Genomic DNA, 17348 nt, shown 5'->3' on the forward strand with positions numbered 1-17348 from the left:
CCCTTATGCTGCAGTCCCTGCACATCCACAATTTTGCTCTGATTGAAGACCTGCACCTTACTTTTGGCGACGGGGTGACGATTTTTACTGGCGAGACAGGCGCCGGCAAATCGATTCTCCTCGACGCCATCGGTATGCTGGCAGGCAAACGCGCATCGGCATCGTTCGTCCGCCACGGGACGGACTCGTTCCTCGTCGAAGGCGCGTTCTTTTTTTCTGCGTTGCCTGAAGGGCTGGAACAGCTCCTGGAGGCCAACCACATCGAAGTCGATGAAGGCCAGCTCATCATTTCCCGCCAGTTCCCGCGCAGCGGCCGCGGGACCATCCTGGTCAACGGGACGCTGGTACCGACGGCGACTTTGCGGCGGCTGGGCGAGTACCTGCTGGATATCCACGGCCAGTTCGACAACAGCCTGATTTTCAACCCGTCTTATCACGTGGCTATCCTCGACGGCCTTACGGCAGACGTCCGTCAGGCCCGTCAGGACTACGATGGATTATACCGCCAGTGGCATGAGACGGAAGGGGAAATCAAGGCTTTGCGCCATGACGAAAGTGAAAAGGCGCGGATGCTCAGTATCCTGGCGTTCCAGATCAAGGAAATCGAGGGAGCCGCCCTGAAAGAAGGGGAAGACGACGAACTGGAGCAGAAAATCAACAAGGCGTCCCATGCCGAACATATCAAGGATAATCTGAAGGAGGCCATGTTCGCCCTGGAAGGGAGTGAACGCCAGCCCGGCGTCATCGAGCAGATCGAGACCATCCACCGCAGCCTGGAAAGGGCCTCAGCTTACGATGAAGCCTTCAGTGCCCTGGCTGGGAAAGTCGAGACCTTGTCGTATGAAATCGAAGACGTTCACGACGGCCTTTTGCGCTATGCCGATTCTTTCGACTTCGATGAACGGGCCCTGGATGCCATGCAGTCCCGCCTGGCGTCGATTGAAAAGCTCAAGCGCAAGTACGGTTTCACTGTCGCCGATATCCTGCAGTTCCTGGCCAAGGCCAAGGCCGATTATGAACGGCTCGACCAGTCCGAAAGCCATCTGGCCAAGCTGGAAGAGAAACTGGCCCGTGAAGCTGAAGCCGTGCGCCAGCAGGCCCAGGTCCTGGCCGCTGCCCGCCGTGAGGCCGACAGCCAGTTCAGCAAGGCCATGACGGCGACGCTCAATAAGTTGGGCATGCTGAACAGCCGTATCGCCTTCCACATCGAACCGATGAAGGACATCACAGCGGATGGTTCAGCCGGTATCGAGCTCTATTTCTCGGCCAATACGGGCGAAGATATGCAGCCCCTGGCCAAGATAGCATCGGGCGGCGAAGTATCGCGTATTGCCCTGGCCCTGAAGACGGCCGGTCCGGAACGGACGACGGGCAAGACGATGATCTTCGACGAAATCGACGTCGGCATCAGCGGCCAGACGGGCCTGCAGGTCGCCGACCACATCCGCCAGCTCTCCGGCCAGGGCCAGGTCTTCTGCATTACCCACCTGCCGCAGACGGCGGCCATTGCCGACCACCATTATTTCATATATAAGAAAGAAATGGACGGCCGCACGGTCACCCAGGTCCGGGGCCTCTCGGAAGGGGAACACGTCCTGGAAATCGCCCGCATGTTCGCCGGCAACGATACGACCAAGGCCAGCATCGAAGCCGCCCGCCAGATCGTAAAACAAGTCAAGGGCAGGTAATACCCTTGACTTGCGATTCGACATTGCTTTACGGGTTGACGAATGTCCGCGATAGGTATATAGTTAAATATAATTTCAAAAAATAGAAGTTCTACGAAAACGAATCCATAGGAGGGATAGATATGCTTCGTGTATTAGTCAATGGTGCCGATGGCCGCATGGGCAGCCAGGTCGTCAAAGCCGTCTTTGAAGACCCGGAACTGGAAGTAGCCGGTGGCATCAGCATTACTCATGTCGGCGAAGATGTCGGTGACATCGCCGGTGTCGGCCACTTGGGACTGACCATCCGCGATGACCTGGGCGCTGCCCTCGATGACATCAAACCGGATGTCGTCGTCGATTTCACCACGCCGAAAGTCATCTTCAACAACGCTAAGACCTGCATCGAACACGGTGTCAATATGGTCGTCGGCACGACGGGCCTGACCGCTGAACAGCGTCATGAACTCCATGCCCTGGCTCTGGAAAAGAAGACGAGCATCTTCATTGCCCCGAACTTTTCCATCGGCGCTGTCCTGATGATGAAGCTCTCGACAGAAGTCGCTCCGTATCTGCCGGATGTCGAAATCATCGAACTCCATCACAACAATAAACTGGACGCTCCGTCCGGTACGGCCATCATGACGGCCGATAAGATCGATGCGGCCCGCAAAGAAGCTGGTGTACAGCCGGCTCCGGACAAGACCCATGAAAGCCTCGACGGCGCCCGCGGTGCCTCTGTCGCCGGGATCCCTATCCACAGCGTCCGCCTGCCGGGTTACGTCGCACATCAGCAAGTCTTATTTGGGGGGTACGGCGAACTGCTGACAATCCGCCACGACTCGATGGACCGCAAGTCCTTCATGCCCGGCGTCGTCTTAGCCGTCAAAAAAGTAAGCTCCCGTCCGGGCTTGACCTTTGGACTGGAAAACTATTTATAAAAGAACCATTAGGGGAGGAAGTTTGTTATGACAAAAGAACCGGTAGTAGCGATTTTAGGTGCCACAGGTGCCGTAGGCCAGGAATTTATCCGCTTGATCGGAGAACGCAAATTCCCGTACAGCAAGTTGAAGTTATTAGCATCGTACCGTTCGGCTGGCAAGAAATTGACCGTCAACGGCCAGGAATATACGGTTGAAGAAGCCAAACCAGAATCTTTCGACGGTGTTGATATCGGCTTGTTCGCCGGCGGCTCGATCAGTAAGGAATTGGGACCCGAAGCTGCTAAACGGGGCTGCGTCGTCATCGACAACTCCAGCACGTTCCGTATGGACCCGGATGTCCCCCTGGTCGTACCGGAAGTCAACCCTGAAGATATTGCCTGGCACAAGGGCATCATTGCCAACCCGAACTGCTCGACGATCATCATGCTCATGGCCCTCAAGCCGATTCATGACTTGTCGCCGATTAAACGCATTATCGTCAGCACGTACCAGGCCGTTTCCGGTGCCGGCAAAGAAGGTATCGACGAACTGCGCGATGAAACGGAAGCCTACCTCAAAGGGGAAGAAATGCAGCCGAAGATCCTGCCCAGCAAGAGCCTTCCCAAGCATTATCCCATCGCTTTCAACCTCATCCCGCAGATCGATAAATTCGTAGAAAAAGACTACACCAAAGAAGAAATGAAGATGGTCAACGAAACGCACAAGATGCTCCACGACGACTCCATCGCCATTACGGCTACGACGGTCCGCGTACCGGTCTTCCGCAGCCATGCTGAATCGGTCTATGTCGAAACGGCCGATGAACTGACTGTCGATGCCGTCCGCAAAGCCATCGATGCCTTCCCGGGTGCCCAGGTCCAGGACAACCCGGCTGAAATGGAATATCCTATGCCCTTGTTCACGTCGGAAAAATACGACTGCTACGTCGGCCGTATCCGCAAGGACCTGTATAATCCGAAGGCCATCAATCTCTGGGTATCGGGCGACCAGATCCGCAAAGGCGCTGCCCTCAATGCCCTGCAGATTGCCGAATACATGCTGGCTCACGACATGATCCACTAAGTACGAAGAGGGGAGAGAATCCTTTATGTTAACTTTTCCAAATGTGATTGTTGCCATGGTCACGCCGTTCCACGAAGACGGTTCCGTCAATTATGAAGCGGCTGTTGAACTGGCTAAGAAATATGCTGATGAAGGCTCGGCCATCCTCGTCGGGGCTACGACGGGCGAAGGGGCTGTCATGACGGAAGAAGAAAAGCTCAAGCTCTTCCAAGTCACGGCAGATGCCTTGAAAGACAAGACCCTGGTCATGGGCAATGTCGGCACCAACAATACGCTCCAGACTATCGAAATGGCCAAGAAGGCCAAAGATACGGGCGTCGACGTCCTGCTGTGCATCGTCCCGTATTACAATAAACCGAACCAGGAAGGCTGTTACGCTCACTTTGCTGCCATCGCCAAGTCGACGGACCTGCCTATCTTCATTTATAACGTACCGGGCCGTACAGGCGGCAAAATCGAACCGCAGACGGTCTGCCAGCTGGCTCATGACTTCCCGAACATCATCGGCCTCAAAGACGCCAGCGGCGACCTCGATTATGCCGGCTACGTCGCAGCCAATGCACCGGAAGGTTTCCACCTCTACAGCGGTGACGACAACCTGACCCTGCCCATCGTCGCTGTCGGCGGCGAAGGCGTCATTTCCGTAGCTGCCCACGTCATCGGCAAGGAAATGAACGAAATGATCCAGGCCCATAAAGACGGCGACGTCAAGAAAGCCGCTGCCCTCCATCAGAAATACCTGCCCTTCATGAAAGGCTGTTTCTGCACGGTCAGCCCGGTCCCGGTCAAAACCATGCTCAACATGCTCGGCTTCCCGGCCGGCCCGTTCCGCCTGCCCCTGGTAGACGCCACACCGGAAATAAAGGCCAAGTGCGAACAATACCTGAAAGACATCGGCAGATTATAAGTGCTGATAAACGGAAACCTCTCCGACCTGTACTCAAGCCTCCCTTATAGGGGAGGTGGCCCAGTGGGCCGGAGAGATTTCTATAAACTTGGTTTTATATTAAAAAAAGCCTTGACATATCCCCGATTTCTTGTTATTATATATGAGTCGTCAGGAACGACAAGATATGACTCGGTAGCTCAGCTGGATAGAGTGACTGACTACGAATCAGTAGGTCTAGGGTTCGAATCCCTACCGGGTCACCATAGAAAAAAGCTCACGCATTTTGCGTGAGCTTTTTTGTTGTGGCCCGTTGTTCGTGGCTCGCACGTGGCGAGCCCGTTTCAGAAGTTGTAGGATTTCCCAGCCAGATTGCTAAGAAAGTCATTCACATTCCTAATGGGGTCCACGTGGCGATCCTTACAGCACAAAAAAAGCTGCCGCACCTTGAGGCGACAGCTTTTTTTACACTATTTTTCAGAAGCGGGCGCCCCACGTGGCGCCCCTACATTGATTATTTTTTTAAATCCGGAGTGCAGTCGATGATGATGCTGCCCGGTTGTTTCATGACCGTGAAGTTGCCTTTTGTCGAGGATAAGGCTTTTTCCAGGGTCTTGCTGTGCCATTTTTCGACGCCCATCTGGGAACCGCCGATATTTTTTGACGATGCCGATTGTTTCTGGGCATCTTCCGGCAGGAGGTCACTGATATTGACGTTTTCACCGTCTTGGACTTTGATAGTCACTGTAACGGCCCGGCCGTTCTGGAAGACGACCTGGTAGCGGCCATTATGGAAGACGCGGATCGTGTCGCCCTGGGAGTAGGGATGGCCCCATTCATTTTCCCAATCGGCCTGGGTATCGCCGATGGTCGGCAAGTTGGCGACCGGCGTTTCTTTCGTGTCGGCCTGGCTCTTCGTGTCCTGGCCCTGCTTGGTTTCTCCCGGCTGTTGCTGCTGGGTCTGGGTCTGCTGTTTCTGCGGCTGCGAATTGGTCGGCGATGCCGGCGTACATCCGGCAGCCACCAGGGTGAAGAGCAGAAGGACAAGGGTAAGATAACGTTTCATAAGTAGACCTCCTTAGCGGCGCCGGCGGTTGTCCCCGCCCTTATGGCGCTGTTTATGGCGTTTTTCTTTCGTTGTCTGGTAAGTGCTGGCCGGCAGTTTGTCCCGATACGTCTTTTTCCGCTTCGGCGGTTTGCTGCTGGCCTTGACTTTGACTTGTCCCGTCAGGGTATATTTCGTGATCGTCGCATGGATATTGTGTTCGATGCGGCGGACCCAATTTTCATCGGCTGCCGTGGCAAACATGATGGACAGGCCTTCATTGCCGGCACGGCCGGTGCGGCCGATGCGGTGGATGTAGTAGTCGACGTCATGGGGGACATCGAAGTTGAAGACATGCGTGATCCCTTCGATGTCGATGCCGCGGGCTGCGATATCCGTGGCGACCAGGATCTGCGTCTTGGCTTTGGCAAAGTCGCGCAGGACCTGATTGCGGCGGCCCTGAGACATATCGCCGTGGAGTTCGCCGATGTTGAAGCCCTTGGCGATGAGTTTGCCTGCCAGGAGGGAAGTCCGTTCCTTGGTGTTGCAGAAGACGATGGCCAGGTAGGGGTTCATGTCGGTCAGCATCTGGCAGAGCTTCGGCAGTTTCTGTTCTTCTGTCATCATGTAGATGCGCTGTTCGATGTTTTCCAGGGCGATGGTCTGGCCTTCGAGAATATTCAGGACCAGCGGGCTCTGCATGTGCTTCTTGGCCAGGCCTTTGATCTTATCCGGGACAGTGGCCGAGAAGAAGAGGAGCTGCCGCCGTTTCGGCGTCAGGCCGATGAGGGTATCGACGTCTTCCAGGAAGCCGGCCTGGAGCATCTGGTCCGCTTCGTCGACGATGACCCGGCGGACGCCGCTGAGGTCGAGGGAATGGCGGCGGCAGTGGTCGAGAAGCCGGCCTGGTGTGCCGATGATGACGTGCGGATGGCGGTGCAGTTTCTGCAGCTGATTCTCGATGGTCTTGCCGCCGATGAGGCTGAGGACGTCGATGCCCAGTTCCGGTGCCAGCGTATCGGCGACGTCGGCAATTTGACGGGCCAATTCCCGTGTCGGTGCCATGACCAGGACCTGTTCGGCGTGGATATCCGTCTTGATCTGCTGCAGCGACGGCAGGAGGAAGGCAAAGGTCTTGCCCGTGCCGGTCTGGGCCTGGGCCAGGATGTCGCGGCCCTTGAACAGCGGCGGAATGGCCTGGGCCTGGATGGCCGTCGGTTCGTCGACGCCCTGCTTATGGAGGAGTTCACAAATCTTCGGCGTAATGCCGAGGATTTCAAAATTCTTTGTCATGTATGTTCCTTTCTGTGCGGACTAAAATCACTTGCTATAATTTCTATTGTACACAAAAGTCAGGCCTTGCGCAAACTTTTTTTTCTTTTAGGGATATGGTATACTAAAGTGATTTCGTTTGCATTATTTTAGGAGGTCTTGCAGAAAATGAGTTGGTGGCGCGATATCTTGCGGCAATGTGTCTTCATGTGTTTCTTTATCATTCCCATTCCCATCGGTGCCTATACGATCCACAGCGGCTCCAGTGCCGTCGTAGCCATGGTAAGTTATGTCTTTTTATCGCTGGTCATCCCCGTAGCCTACGTGGGCTGCCACGATGCGACGTTTGGCCCCAAGGGTGGGCGTATCCGCCGCTGGGTCATGGCCCTCATGTGGTTCATCGTCTTTGCGGCTATCGGGGCCTTTACGGCCTTCATGGGTGTCTATTGGAAGGCTGCGCCTTTCTGGGAATGGCCGACCATTGGCCGTGATATCGTATTCATCGTCGGCATGTACGCAGAAATCAGCCTGACCATGCTCCTGGCTTACGCCATATCCCAGCTCCTGCCGGGCCGAAAGGAAGTAGGTTAATGGACAACTTACAAAAACAGACATGGCACGATCGGCTGCTGGCCGTCGTCTGGGCGTCGTGCGGCATCCTGCCGCTGCCCTTTGGTGCCTTTGCTTCAGATAGGCCATATATCGCCTCAGCGTCGATTCTGGCCTTTTTTATCTTATCCTTTGCCATTCCCCTGTGGCTGGGCTATCGCCGCCGTCGTGCGGGCAGGGACGGCGATTATGCGTCATCCGGGGCGACTCTGTATGGCGGCGCCGTCGTCCTGCTCGTCGCTGTCGGCCTGCTCAACGGCCTGACCGGCCTGGACTGCTGGCATTCTTATCCCGTCCGGGTCGGATTATTCGCCCTGTGGATGTTCCTGACCGTCGCCATACAGTATCTGGCGGCACGGGCCGTCGATTTCTGGAAAGGGCGCCGGCGGAAATACTGGTACTCCCAGTTCATCGATCCCATCGTCTACAGCCTGCCCCTGCCGTGTGCCGTGCTGGGCATGTTCCTCTTCCCAGCCGTCAGCGACTCGTCCGTGACGCAGAGCCTGGTCGTCGGCATCATGGCCATCATGGGCTTCTGCTTCATCGGCATGAGCATCTTCGTCATTGCCACCTTCGCCTTCTATTTCTTCCCGTATAAGCGCTATGGTTATCAGGGGGAAAAGCGGCTGGTCCACATTGCCGCCATCGTCGTCATGGTCCTCATGTGGGCCCTGGTCCAGCACATCCTCTTCGACAGCCAGATACACGTCTTTACGTACATCTTCAAGGCCATGCCGATCCTCCAGAACAATCCCCTGGTCTTCGTCACGCCCTTCGTCGTAGCCGCCCTGACCATCATCGGCTGCGTAGCCATGCGCAACGTCGTCCTGGCGGCCTTTGAGGGGAAGAGGAGTTTGTAGTTTGTAGAAATTGTAGGGGCTTGCCGTGGCAAGCCCGCCTCAGAATATGAATGATTTTCCGGTTCAAGGAGAACGTCGCCTGATATCCAGCGGGTCGCCCACGTGGCGACCCCTACAGTAAAAAAGGCTTGTCGCACGGCGACAAGCCTTTTTTTTATTTAATTTCCACGATGGTCTGCTTCATGATGGTGAAGCGGATGACGTATACCAGCCATCCCAGGAAGACGGCGAAACAGCCGCTGAGGAAGGTCGTGGCATCGGTGGTGGTCAATGCATATACGCAATAGATAATGGATACGCCTGCCAGGAATATCGACGTATTTCTGTTACAGACTTCATTGGGGATATGTTCCTTGGTGAGGATCGTCGTCAGGGCCTCGGCACAGAGCATGTAGGGGATGACGTTGGTGACGACGGCCAGGTTGGCCAGGAGTTCGAACTGGGCGGCCAGGGTCGGGCTGATGGTCATGAGGGCCAGGAGGCTCTGCATGCAGAGGATGCACAACATGCCTTTGACCGGGACGTCAGCGCTTGTGACTTTGGCGAAAATCTTGGGGAACAGGCCGCGCTGGGCGCTGGTCTTGAAAACGCGGGCCAGGGTGAACTGCCAGGACAAGAGGGAACCGGCACAGGAGAACACCATCAGGCCCATGACGGCTTTGCCGGCCGTATCGCCGAGCATGTACGAGAAGGCCAGGCCGAAGGGAGCGCTCGATGCCAGGATTTCCGCATTGGGGACGATGCCTGCAATGACGTTCGTCGAGGCGACGTAGATGATGGCGACGCCGAGGGTGCTGACGAAAGTGGCAATAGGAACGGATTTCTTCGGATTTTCAACGGCATCCATGTTGACCGCTGCCGATTCGAGTCCCAAGAAGGACCACAAGGTCAGGGCGATGGAATTGCCGACGGCATCGCTGAGTCCCAGGTTATTGGGGTTCCACGAAGCCAGCCAGGTAGCCGTGCTGAACCAATGCCAGCCGATGATGGAAATGCCCAGGACCGGGATGATGGCACCCCAGATGGTGATGGCACTGAGCTTGCCGGAATAACGGGAGCCGCTGAAGTTGAGGGCTGCCGCGATCCACAATAAAGCGATCGTATATAAACACGTCTGTAACGGCGTAAAGGTTGTCTCAAGGAAACCGGCGCCGTAGCCGACCGCCGTAATGGCGATAGCGACGTTTGCAATTACGATGGAAACAGAGTAGGCGTAATTAGCCATAAAATGTCCTACACGCCCGAAAGCGTATTCGGAGTAACCGCCCATACCACCTGGCTTTGTCGTGAACATGCCACATCGGGCAAAAGCCATGGCCAGGGCTAAAGAGCCTAGTGAGGTAATAATCCAGGAAATAATCGAGATCGTACCGACTTCGGCGAGCTTGGTCGGCAGCATGATGATACCGGCGCCAAGCATGTTGGCAGCAGTGACAAAGGTCAACTGTACCACAGACATTTTACGACATGTAGTTTTCATTATCAGTCCTTCTTTCGTTAGTGATGCGTATAAGCATGGCTTGAAATTTTTAGCAAATTAATTCTATCATTTTTGCCGGGAAAATTAAATACTTTTTGAAAAAACGTTATATGTATTTGGGCCACTTTTCACGCTCTATATTCCAAATGGGAATAGAGTTTAGTGGTTCGTGTTTCGTGGCTCGTAGCACTGTAGGAATCGTACGTGGGGACCCGTTGGGAATTTGAATGAGTTTCCCAGCAATCTGAATGGAAGATTGCATAATCCTGAAGCGGGCGCCCTACGTGGTTGCCCCTACAGAAATTTAAAAATATCAGCTGACTGCTAAAAAAGGCTTGCCGCCGAAGCGACAAGCCTTTTTACACATGAGAGATGAAATTAGTCGATGTTTTCTACGACGCAAGCCGTACCCTGGCCGCCACCGATGCACAGTGTAGCCAAACCGTATTTGCCGCCGACTTCTTTCAAGCCATAGAGCAAGGTTACGAGGATACGAGCGCCCGATGCACCAATCGGATGGCCGAGGGCGATAGCGCCGCCATGGATGTTGACTTTGTCCATATCGAAACCGAGTTCACGGCAGCAGTATACAGCCTGAGCTGCGAATGCTTCGTTAGCTTCGACGAGGTCGAGGTCTTTGACTTCCAGGCCTGCTTTAGCCAATGCTTTACGGGAAGAAGGAACAGGGCCGGTACCCATGATAGCGGGATCTACGCCAGCAGAAGCATAGCTTACAATCTTAGCCATCGGTTTGAGGCCGAGTTCTTTAGCTTTATCAGCGGACATTACGACAACAGCAGCTGCGCCGTCGTTGATGCCGGAAGCGTTACCAGCCGTAACGGTGCCGCCTTTTTTGAAGGCCGGTTTCAATTTAGCCAAAGTTTCCATGTTGGAACCTTCACGCGGTCCTTCGTCGGTGTCGATGACGACGTCCTGTTTCTTCTGATGAACCGTTACCGGAACGATCTGGGATTTGAATGCGCCGCTATGGATAGCTTCGCAAGCGAGGTTCTGCGAACGAACGCCGAGTTTATCCTGATCTTCACGAGTTACGTTGAAGCGTTCAGCAATGTTTTCAGCCGTGATGCCCATATGATAATCGTTGAATGCGTCCCAGAGGCCATCTTTGATCATCGTATCGACGAGGACACCGTTGCCCATGCGATAGCCATAACGAGCTTTCGGAACAGCGAAGGGAGCCATGGACATGTTTTCCATGCCGCCTGCTACGATGACGTCAGCGTCGCCGGCTTTGATCATCTGAGCTGCCAAGGATACGCAGCGGAGACCGGAACCGCAAACTTTATTGACCGTAAGAGCCGGGACTTCGATCGGCATGCCAGCTTTGATCATAGCCTGACGAGCCGGGTTCTGGCCCTGAGCAGCCTGGAGAACGTTGCCCATTACGACTTCGTCGACATCTTTGCCTTCGATACCAGCACGTTTGAGCGCTTCTTTAATGACGACAGCACCGAGTTCTACAGCCGGTGTGTTTTTGAAACCGCCGCCGAATTTACCAATTGCCGTACGGCAAGCACTTACGATAACTACTTCTTTCATTGGAATCACTCCTTGAAAATTTTTACGTATTGAAATAGGTGCCGGTGTATCAGTATGAGAGGATGCACCGTGCAAAAGTGTCATGTTGAAAATGACACTCTGATATTGCTATCATACACCATTTTAAAGAAAATGTATAGAGCACGTTCCAAAAATTACGTACTCCATACATCTCCCTTACTTATGGCTAGGGAATAGGGAAATTTGTTAAATTACAGACGTTCTACGATGATAGCCGTGCCCTGGCCGCCGCCGATGCAGAGGGAAGCCAGACCATATTTACCGTTGATTTCCGGTTCAGCCATTGCGTAGAGCAAGGTGACAACAATACGGGCGCCGGAGCAGCCAATCGGATGGCCGAGGGCGATAGCGCCGCCGTGGATGTTGACTTTGTCCATGTTGAGGCCGAGTTCGCGGACGCAGTATACGGACTGAGCTGCGAAAGCTTCGTTCAATTCGATGAGGTCCATCTGGTCAACAGTCATGCCGGTCTTTTTCATGACTTTGCGGACTGCCGGAATCGGGCCGGTACCCATGATAGCCGGTTCAACACCAGCCGAAGCCCAGTCGATGATGCGAGCCAGCGGTTTGATGCCGAGTTCTTTCGCTTTTTCAGCGGACATTACGACAACAGCAGCTGCGCCGTCGTTGATGCCGGAAGCGTTACCAGCGGTGACCGTGCCGTTTTTGATGAAGGCCGGACGGAGTTTAGCCAAGGTTTCCATGGTGCAGTTCGGGCGGATGAATTCGTCTTTGTCGACGATGACGTCGCCTTTTTTCTTATGAACCGTTACCGGAACGATCTGGCTGTCGAATTTGCCTTCCTGCTGAGCTTTGTAAGCCAGGTTTTCAGAACGGCAAGCTAATTTATCCTGATCTTCACGGGTTACGCCGAAACGGGCAGCGACGTTTTCAGCCGTTACGCCCATGTGGTAGTTGTTTTCCGTGCAGAACAGGCCATCGCGCATGAGCAGGTCTTCGAGGACGCCGTTACCCATACGGTAGCCGCGGCGGCCTTTAGCGATGGAGTAGGGGGCGTTGGACATGGATTCCATACCGCCGGCTACGATGATGTCGGCATCGCCGAGTTTGATCTGCTGGGAAGCGAGGGAAATGGCACGCATGCCGGAACCGCAGAGTTTATTCAATGTGAAAGCAGGAACTTCCTGAGGAATACCCGAATGGAGGGCTACCTGACGGGCCGTGTTTTCACCGCAGCCAGCCTGGAGTACGTGGCCCATGATGACTTCGTCGATCTGATCTACAGGGATACCTGCGCGTTTGATTGCTTCAGTAACAGCAGCAACACCGAGGTCTACAGCGGTGACGTCTGCGAACTGGCCATTGAAACTGCCGATGGCCGTACGGCAAGCACTTACGATAACAGCATCTCTCATTAAAAAAACCATCCTTTCTGATGTGGAACAAAGTATAGAATAATATAGTATATAAGACTTAGTTGACGGAGCCGCCGCTTACGCAGCTCCTTGGGGGTTACGCTGAAATGAAGAACTTGAGTTCTAAATTTCACAATCTCCATGCCTATATAGTACATTTTTTCACAAGGAAATGCAAGAGGAAAATGAATTTTCCCTATGCTAGATAATCATGATAAAGAAAGGGTCAGATGAGAAAAGAATAAAGAGAACGAATAATTTGGTATACGTATGGTTGGCGGCTAGCAGTCAGCAGCTAGCCGCTCGTAGGGCCGCCCTTTGGGACGGCCCCTACGAACCCCTAGCCCCTAGCCCCTAGCCACGAGCCACTAAAAAAGGGCTTGCCGCGACGCGGCAAGCCCTTTTCCTATCCCTCTTAAAGAAGATGAGCGATGAAACTGTACGAAAGTAAAGCGCCCATGGAGATGATGATTTTTGCGTCTGCACTTAAATTCATAGTTCTTACCTCTTTTCTTCCTTATTATATGACGATACTTAATAATTTTAAATGATTACCAGATATTCGTTCTACCTGTAGGAGAACTCTTTATCTATAAATATAATAACATACGAGTAAATAAAATCAATAGCTGAAAAATGCAACGACAGGGCTGATAAATGATTTAAAGGCAATGAATGGCTAAATGACGATATAAAATCAAGAAAATGGGGGAGCTGATTTTTTAAAAAGAAGAAAGATGAGGTAAAAAACAGGAAGTATAAAGCACTGTAAAATAGATATTTATTCATAACAGAAAAATATTAAAATTTACGTTTAAATAAAGGAAGAACTTAAAACTTAGTAAAAGACGCTTTTCTCGGCACTAGCGGCATGGCGTGAAATGCCTTATAATAAGTATATCTGCCAGATGACAGGTTGAGTGTTTGGCGGATGATATCCATTAAAGATGCTATTATTAATGTATTATATATATTAGGAGGAAGACTATGGGATTTTTTGATGCCTTTTTTAAAGAATATCAGCGGACGAAGAGCGAGGAGATCTATGACAAGGCCTTGCAGATTTTCAATTCGCCGGAATTACAGAATCAGGCCCTGTCAGGCAAACTGGCCGACAAGGTGACGCATGGCGAAGATTGCGACATCATTCCAGGTTCATATGGTCGTTTTGGCCACGATAGGACCAATCCAATTCCCGTCAATGGACCGAGTGGAGAATTTGTCTACTTATCGCGCCTGCGCCTGCGCCGGACCGGATCGATGGTCTTTTTCCACAAAGCCGGCAGCGTCGACGGCATCGATGTCTTTGAACTGACCAACGTCAGCGGCAAGTTCGTCGACCGCCTGTATGTCGACATGTATCATCCCCGCTGTTCCCGCCGTTATCCCGACGGCTATACGCTGGAACGGGAAGCCGTCTTCCCGCGGGGCGTGACGACGACGCTGGCCGATTTCCCCAAAGGCCTCTATAAGGCCATCAAGAAGGAAGCCAAGCTGCGCCTGGGCATCGACGTCGCTGAAAAGGAAAGCGACTGCATCGATGTGCCGGCCGTACAGGCTGCTTTGGACCAGCTGCGGCAGAAAAGGCCGGCGGCTCCCATCATGAAGCCATTGAAATAAAGAGAAACTATGGTATAATTACACCAGGTTAGTAATGTAGATTATTAGGAGGGTTATCGATGAGAGAATTACCAAAAGCCCATGAAATTTGGCGCCATTTCAAAAAAAATACTTATGAAATCATCACCATTGCCGAACATACGGAAACCGGTGAAAAATTTGTCATTTACAAGGCCTTGCACGATACGATGAAGACCTATGCCCGCCCGTTGAAGGATTTCATGAGCGAAGTCGATAAGGAAAAATATCCCCGTGCTGAACAGGATTATCGTTTCGTCAAGATTAAATAACCTTGACAAGGCCTGCCATGGCTGATATAATATGTACTGTTGAAAATAAAGCAGAAGCTATCCGCTTCTCACCTTACAAGACGGTCGTGTCACTAGGGTCTATGACGGAAACGTAGAGCGGATAGTCATGCTATCCGTTCTTTTTTTATTTCGGAGGTGAAAGACGATTAGTAAGGAATTACGTATCAACGATCAAATCAGAGCCCGTGAAGTACGCGTGGTCAGTGATTCTAACGAACAGCTCGGTGTCATGTCTCTCCGTTCGGCCCGCCAGATTGCGGAAGAACGGCATTTGGACCTGGTAGAAGTCGCACCGAATGGCAAACCGCCTGTCTGCCGCATCATGAACTACGGGAAATACCGTTATGAACAGCAGAAGCGTGAAAAGGAAGCCAAGAAAAAACAGAAAGTCTTGACATTGAAAGAAGTAAAACTTCGTCCCAATATCGAAGACCATGACTTCTACGTTAAGATGAAAGCTGCGCAGCGTTTCCTGGGTGAAGGCAGCAAAGTCAAAGTTACGATCATGTTCCGCGGCCGCGAAATGAGCCATCCGGAACTGGGCCGTGATTTGCTGGTTCGATTCGCTGATGAATTGAAAGACACCGCCCATGTAGAAAAAGAACCTAAAATTGAAGGCAGAAACATGACCATGGTCATCGCTGTCAACAAGAAGTAACAGGAGGACAATTATTATGCCGAAATTGAAAACTCGCCGTGCTGCGGCAAAACGCTTTAACACAACTGGTACAGGTAAAATCAAACGCATGAAACCGTATAAGAGCCACATCCTGGAAAGCAAGAGCCCGAAACGTAAACGTAACCTGAGAAAAGCTACGCTCGTTTCCAAGACCATGACCGAAGCCGTCCGCAAGATGTGCCCGTTCATCTAATAGGGAAAATACTTTTTTTGATATAGATTCGGAGGAATAGACTAATGGCAAGAATTAAAGTTGGCGTTACAGCACACGCTCGTCATAAAAAAATCTTAAAAATGGCTAAAGGCTACCGCGGTACCCGCAGCCGTCTCTTCAAAAAAGCTAACGAAAGCGTCATGAAAGCGCTCTACTACGCTCGTCGTGACCGCCGCGCCAAGAAACGCGAATTCCGTAAATTGTGGATTGCCCGTATCAACGCCGCAACCCGTGCTAACGGCCTCAGCTACAGCCGCTTCATCTGCGGCCTGACCAAAGCTGGCGTCATCGTAAACCGCAAAATGCTCGCTGACCTCGCTGTCAACGACGCAGCTGCTTTCGCAAAACTCGTAGAAGTCGCAAAAGCACAGTAATCTATGCAAATAAAATCCCCTGCATGAAGGTTTCCACCATCATGCAGGGGATTTTTGCTTTGCAGCAGTCAGCGGTCAGCAGTTAGCCACTAACCACTAACCACTAGCCACTAACCCCTACAATCAATGCCGCCAGGCTTTGGGCACGGGGATGAGGAAGGCGAAGATGGCGCCGAAGATGGCGCTGATCCAGAGGCATTGCAGGGCCGGGGAGATGCCCCACTGGTCGGCACCCCAGCCGACGATGGGCGAGATGAGGCCGCCGATGGTCGTCGTCAGGCCCAGGGTGACGCCAGAAGCGAAGCCGACGTTCTTGCCGAGGTAAGTCTGGCCGAGGACGACGATGGGGCTGTAGGCGGCGAAGAGCGAGAAGGCGACGGGAAGGAGCAGCAGCGTCGCCGTGACGATGTCCGTACTGTTGACCAGGAAGAACATGGACGGAATCATGATCACCATAGAGCCGCGAAGGACGCGGAGGAAGCCGAAGCGGTCTGCCAGGACACCGCCGATGAAGGTGATGACGACGCCCATGGAAAAGAGGATGGACAGGGCCAGACTGCCCGTTGCCGGCGAGGCATGGAGGACGTGGATCCAGTAGAGGGGAATGAAGGTATTGCAGACCGTAAAGCCGATGGAACGAACGAAGATGACGACGGACAGGCGGGCGAAGGCACTCCAGTCGTTGGTCCGGACTTCCCCGGGATGGGCTTTCTTTTCGGCCGTCGCCGCTTCGCTGACCAGAGATAAGATGTGCGGCATCTGATGGTAGAGGACGAAGGCGATGAGGGCGTTGACGATGCCGAAGACGACCAGACCGTGGATGTCGAAGGCATAGGCACAGGCTCCGGCAACCATGGGGCCGATGGCGAAGCCGGCATTGCCGCCGACGGAAAAGGTCCCCATAGCCTGTCCCTTGCGGTCGCCGGCGATGTTATTGACCATGCGGGCCGCTTCGGGATGATAGATGGAAGAGCCGAAGCCGCTGAACATGGAGCAGAGGAAGATGAGCCAGTAGTTCTGCGTAAAGGCCAGCATCGTCAGGCAGAGGCCGCAGAGGATGGGGCCGAGCGGAGCGAACCAGGGCTTGGACACCTTGTCGGAATAATAACCGAAAATAGGCTGGGAAACCGATGATAAGAGCATGTTGGCAAAGATGAGCGTCGCTGCGTCCTGATAGTTCAGGTTGCACGACGAGATGAAATAGGGCAGGAGGGCCGGAATGGCGCCTTGCGCCCAGTCTACGGAAAAATGGCCCGTAGCGAATAGGTATACATAAGGACTCAGTTTCTTCATGCAAATTCTCCTTTCAGGAAGTTGAAATCATATCTATTATAGCATAGGCTGTTTTCCTTTTCATATTGGTGTTAT

Annotated in this window: 17 protein-coding genes, 1 tRNA gene and 1 other annotated feature; of the genes, 12 read left to right on the top strand and 6 right to left on the bottom strand. The window is 53.0% G+C overall.

Going from position 1 to position 17348, the window contains the following annotated elements; genetic code table 11:
* Positions 1 to 5 precede the first annotated feature (5 nt).
* From recN to ACFWUB_RS08875, 5 genes are all read left to right on the top strand, one after another.
* On the top strand, positions 6 to 1688 hold the full coding sequence (recN, locus tag ACFWUB_RS08855; protein ID WP_416183832.1) for a DNA repair protein RecN: 1683 nt from the start codon (positions 6 to 8) through the stop codon (positions 1686 to 1688).
* A 122-nt stretch (positions 1689 to 1810) separates the two neighbouring features.
* Complete coding sequence (gene dapB / locus ACFWUB_RS08860) at positions 1811 to 2608, top strand: 4-hydroxy-tetrahydrodipicolinate reductase (RefSeq protein WP_416183833.1); 798 nt, start codon at positions 1811 to 1813, stop codon at positions 2606 to 2608.
* Positions 2609 to 2635: 27 nt separating this feature from the next.
* Positions 2636 to 3673, top strand: coding sequence for an aspartate-semialdehyde dehydrogenase (locus ACFWUB_RS08865; protein WP_020310392.1), 1038 nt, complete (start codon positions 2636 to 2638; stop codon positions 3671 to 3673).
* Positions 3674 to 3698: 25 nt separating this feature from the next.
* Positions 3699 to 4580: a 4-hydroxy-tetrahydrodipicolinate synthase gene (gene dapA / locus ACFWUB_RS08870; RefSeq protein WP_014015975.1), complete on the top strand. Its 882-nt coding sequence runs from the start codon at positions 3699 to 3701 to the stop codon at positions 4578 to 4580.
* A 168-nt stretch (positions 4581 to 4748) separates the two neighbouring features.
* A tRNA-Arg gene (locus tag ACFWUB_RS08875) sits at positions 4749 to 4825 on the top strand.
* Positions 4826 to 5073: 248 nt separating this feature from the next.
* On the opposite strand, the gene ACFWUB_RS08880 is transcribed toward ACFWUB_RS08875, so the two are convergent.
* A complete protein-coding gene (locus ACFWUB_RS08880; protein ID WP_416183834.1) occupies positions 5074 to 5625 on the bottom strand; it encodes a hypothetical protein in 552 nt (183 codons plus the stop codon).
* Between the two features lie 12 nt (positions 5626 to 5637).
* The gene (locus tag ACFWUB_RS08885; RefSeq protein WP_416183835.1) at positions 5638 to 6897 is read right to left on the bottom strand and encodes a DEAD/DEAH box helicase; all 1260 of its coding nucleotides are present in this window, start codon (positions 6895 to 6897) and stop codon (positions 5638 to 5640) included.
* Between the two features lie 147 nt (positions 6898 to 7044).
* On the opposite strand from ACFWUB_RS08885, the gene ACFWUB_RS08890 reads away from it, so the two are divergent.
* Entirely contained in the window at positions 7045 to 7467 is a 423-nt protein-coding gene (locus tag ACFWUB_RS08890; RefSeq protein ID WP_292260215.1) for a hypothetical protein, read from the top strand.
* Positions 7467 to 8345, top strand: coding sequence for a hypothetical protein (locus ACFWUB_RS08895; RefSeq protein WP_416183836.1), 879 nt, complete (start codon positions 7467 to 7469; stop codon positions 8343 to 8345). Before ACFWUB_RS08890 ends, ACFWUB_RS08895 begins: the two co-directional genes overlap by 1 nt.
* A gap of 154 nt (positions 8346 to 8499) precedes the next feature.
* Here the strand turns inward: ACFWUB_RS08895 and potE are convergent, their stop codons facing one another.
* The 3 genes from potE to ACFWUB_RS08910 form a co-directional block, all read right to left on the bottom strand.
* A complete protein-coding gene (gene potE, locus ACFWUB_RS08900; protein WP_416183837.1) occupies positions 8500 to 9825 on the bottom strand; it encodes a putrescine-ornithine antiporter in 1326 nt (441 codons plus the stop codon).
* Between the two features lie 378 nt (positions 9826 to 10203).
* Positions 10204 to 11385: an acetyl-CoA C-acetyltransferase gene (locus ACFWUB_RS08905; RefSeq protein ID WP_416183838.1), complete on the bottom strand. Its 1182-nt coding sequence runs from the start codon at positions 11383 to 11385 to the stop codon at positions 10204 to 10206.
* Positions 11386 to 11597: 212 nt separating this feature from the next.
* Positions 11598 to 12782, bottom strand: a complete 1185-nt coding sequence (locus ACFWUB_RS08910; protein ID WP_416183839.1) for an acetyl-CoA C-acetyltransferase — start codon at positions 12780 to 12782, stop codon at positions 11598 to 11600.
* Positions 12783 to 13769: 987 nt separating this feature from the next.
* Between ACFWUB_RS08910 and ACFWUB_RS08915 the strand changes: the two genes are divergently transcribed.
* From ACFWUB_RS08915 to rplT, 5 genes are all read left to right on the top strand, one after another.
* Positions 13770 to 14402, top strand: a complete 633-nt coding sequence (locus tag ACFWUB_RS08915) for a hypothetical protein (RefSeq protein WP_416183840.1) — start codon at positions 13770 to 13772, stop codon at positions 14400 to 14402.
* Positions 14403 to 14461: 59 nt separating this feature from the next.
* Positions 14462 to 14692, top strand: a complete 231-nt coding sequence (locus ACFWUB_RS08920) for a DUF1653 domain-containing protein (RefSeq protein WP_014015984.1) — start codon at positions 14462 to 14464, stop codon at positions 14690 to 14692.
* Positions 14693 to 14734: 42 nt separating this feature from the next.
* Positions 14735 to 14844, top strand: a sequence feature (ribosomal protein L20 leader region).
* Positions 14845 to 14858: 14 nt separating this feature from the next.
* Positions 14859 to 15371, top strand: coding sequence for a translation initiation factor IF-3 (gene infC, locus ACFWUB_RS08925; RefSeq protein WP_071601828.1), 513 nt, complete (start codon positions 14859 to 14861; stop codon positions 15369 to 15371).
* Positions 15372 to 15387: 16 nt separating this feature from the next.
* Complete coding sequence (gene rpmI / locus ACFWUB_RS08930) at positions 15388 to 15585, top strand: 50S ribosomal protein L35 (RefSeq protein WP_014015986.1); 198 nt, start codon at positions 15388 to 15390, stop codon at positions 15583 to 15585.
* A 44-nt stretch (positions 15586 to 15629) separates the two neighbouring features.
* Positions 15630 to 15980: a 50S ribosomal protein L20 gene (gene rplT, locus ACFWUB_RS08935; RefSeq protein ID WP_014015987.1), complete on the top strand. Its 351-nt coding sequence runs from the start codon at positions 15630 to 15632 to the stop codon at positions 15978 to 15980.
* A gap of 123 nt (positions 15981 to 16103) precedes the next feature.
* On the opposite strand, the gene ACFWUB_RS08940 is transcribed toward rplT, so the two are convergent.
* On the bottom strand, positions 16104 to 17273 hold the full coding sequence (locus ACFWUB_RS08940; protein ID WP_020310405.1) for an MFS transporter: 1170 nt from the start codon (positions 17271 to 17273) through the stop codon (positions 16104 to 16106).
* Between the last annotated feature and the right edge of the window lie 75 nt (positions 17274 to 17348).

The sequence above is a fragment of the Megasphaera sp. genome (genome assembly GCF_047831605.1).
In the GTDB taxonomy this organism is placed as follows: Bacteria; Bacillota; Negativicutes; order Veillonellales; family Megasphaeraceae; genus Megasphaera; species Megasphaera intestinihominis.

What these genes read in the sequence shown, in the direction of transcription:
- ACFWUB_RS08920 (WP_014015984.1), top strand. Translation starts at nt 14,462, where the DNA reads ATGAGAGAATTACCAAAAGCCCATGAAATTTGGCGCCATTTCAAAAAA.
- ACFWUB_RS08910 (WP_416183839.1), bottom strand. Translation starts at nt 12,782, where the DNA reads ATGAGAGATGCTGTTATCGTAAGTGCTTGCCGTACGGCCATCGGCAGT.
- rpmI (WP_014015986.1), top strand. Translation starts at nt 15,388, where the DNA reads ATGCCGAAATTGAAAACTCGCCGTGCTGCGGCAAAACGCTTTAACACA.
- ACFWUB_RS08885 (WP_416183835.1), bottom strand. Translation starts at nt 6,897, where the DNA reads ATGACAAAGAATTTTGAAATCCTCGGCATTACGCCGAAGATTTGTGAA.
- ACFWUB_RS08865 (WP_020310392.1), top strand. Translation starts at nt 2,636, where the DNA reads ATGACAAAAGAACCGGTAGTAGCGATTTTAGGTGCCACAGGTGCCGTA.
- ACFWUB_RS08890 (WP_292260215.1), top strand. Translation starts at nt 7,045, where the DNA reads ATGAGTTGGTGGCGCGATATCTTGCGGCAATGTGTCTTCATGTGTTTC.
- ACFWUB_RS08940 (WP_020310405.1), bottom strand. Translation starts at nt 17,273, where the DNA reads ATGAAGAAACTGAGTCCTTATGTATACCTATTCGCTACGGGCCATTTT.
- ACFWUB_RS08880 (WP_416183834.1), bottom strand. Translation starts at nt 5,625, where the DNA reads ATGAAACGTTATCTTACCCTTGTCCTTCTGCTCTTCACCCTGGTGGCT.
- ACFWUB_RS08905 (WP_416183838.1), bottom strand. Translation starts at nt 11,385, where the DNA reads ATGAAAGAAGTAGTTATCGTAAGTGCTTGCCGTACGGCAATTGGTAAA.
- ACFWUB_RS08895 (WP_416183836.1), top strand. Translation starts at nt 7,467, where the DNA reads ATGGACAACTTACAAAAACAGACATGGCACGATCGGCTGCTGGCCGTC.
- potE (WP_416183837.1), bottom strand. Translation starts at nt 9,825, where the DNA reads ATGAAAACTACATGTCGTAAAATGTCTGTGGTACAGTTGACCTTTGTC.
- dapA (WP_014015975.1), top strand. Translation starts at nt 3,699, where the DNA reads ATGTTAACTTTTCCAAATGTGATTGTTGCCATGGTCACGCCGTTCCAC.
- dapB (WP_416183833.1), top strand. Translation starts at nt 1,811, where the DNA reads ATGCTTCGTGTATTAGTCAATGGTGCCGATGGCCGCATGGGCAGCCAG.
- rplT (WP_014015987.1), top strand. Translation starts at nt 15,630, where the DNA reads ATGGCAAGAATTAAAGTTGGCGTTACAGCACACGCTCGTCATAAAAAA.
- recN (WP_416183832.1), top strand. Translation starts at nt 6, where the DNA reads ATGCTGCAGTCCCTGCACATCCACAATTTTGCTCTGATTGAAGACCTG.
- ACFWUB_RS08915 (WP_416183840.1), top strand. Translation starts at nt 13,770, where the DNA reads ATGGGATTTTTTGATGCCTTTTTTAAAGAATATCAGCGGACGAAGAGC.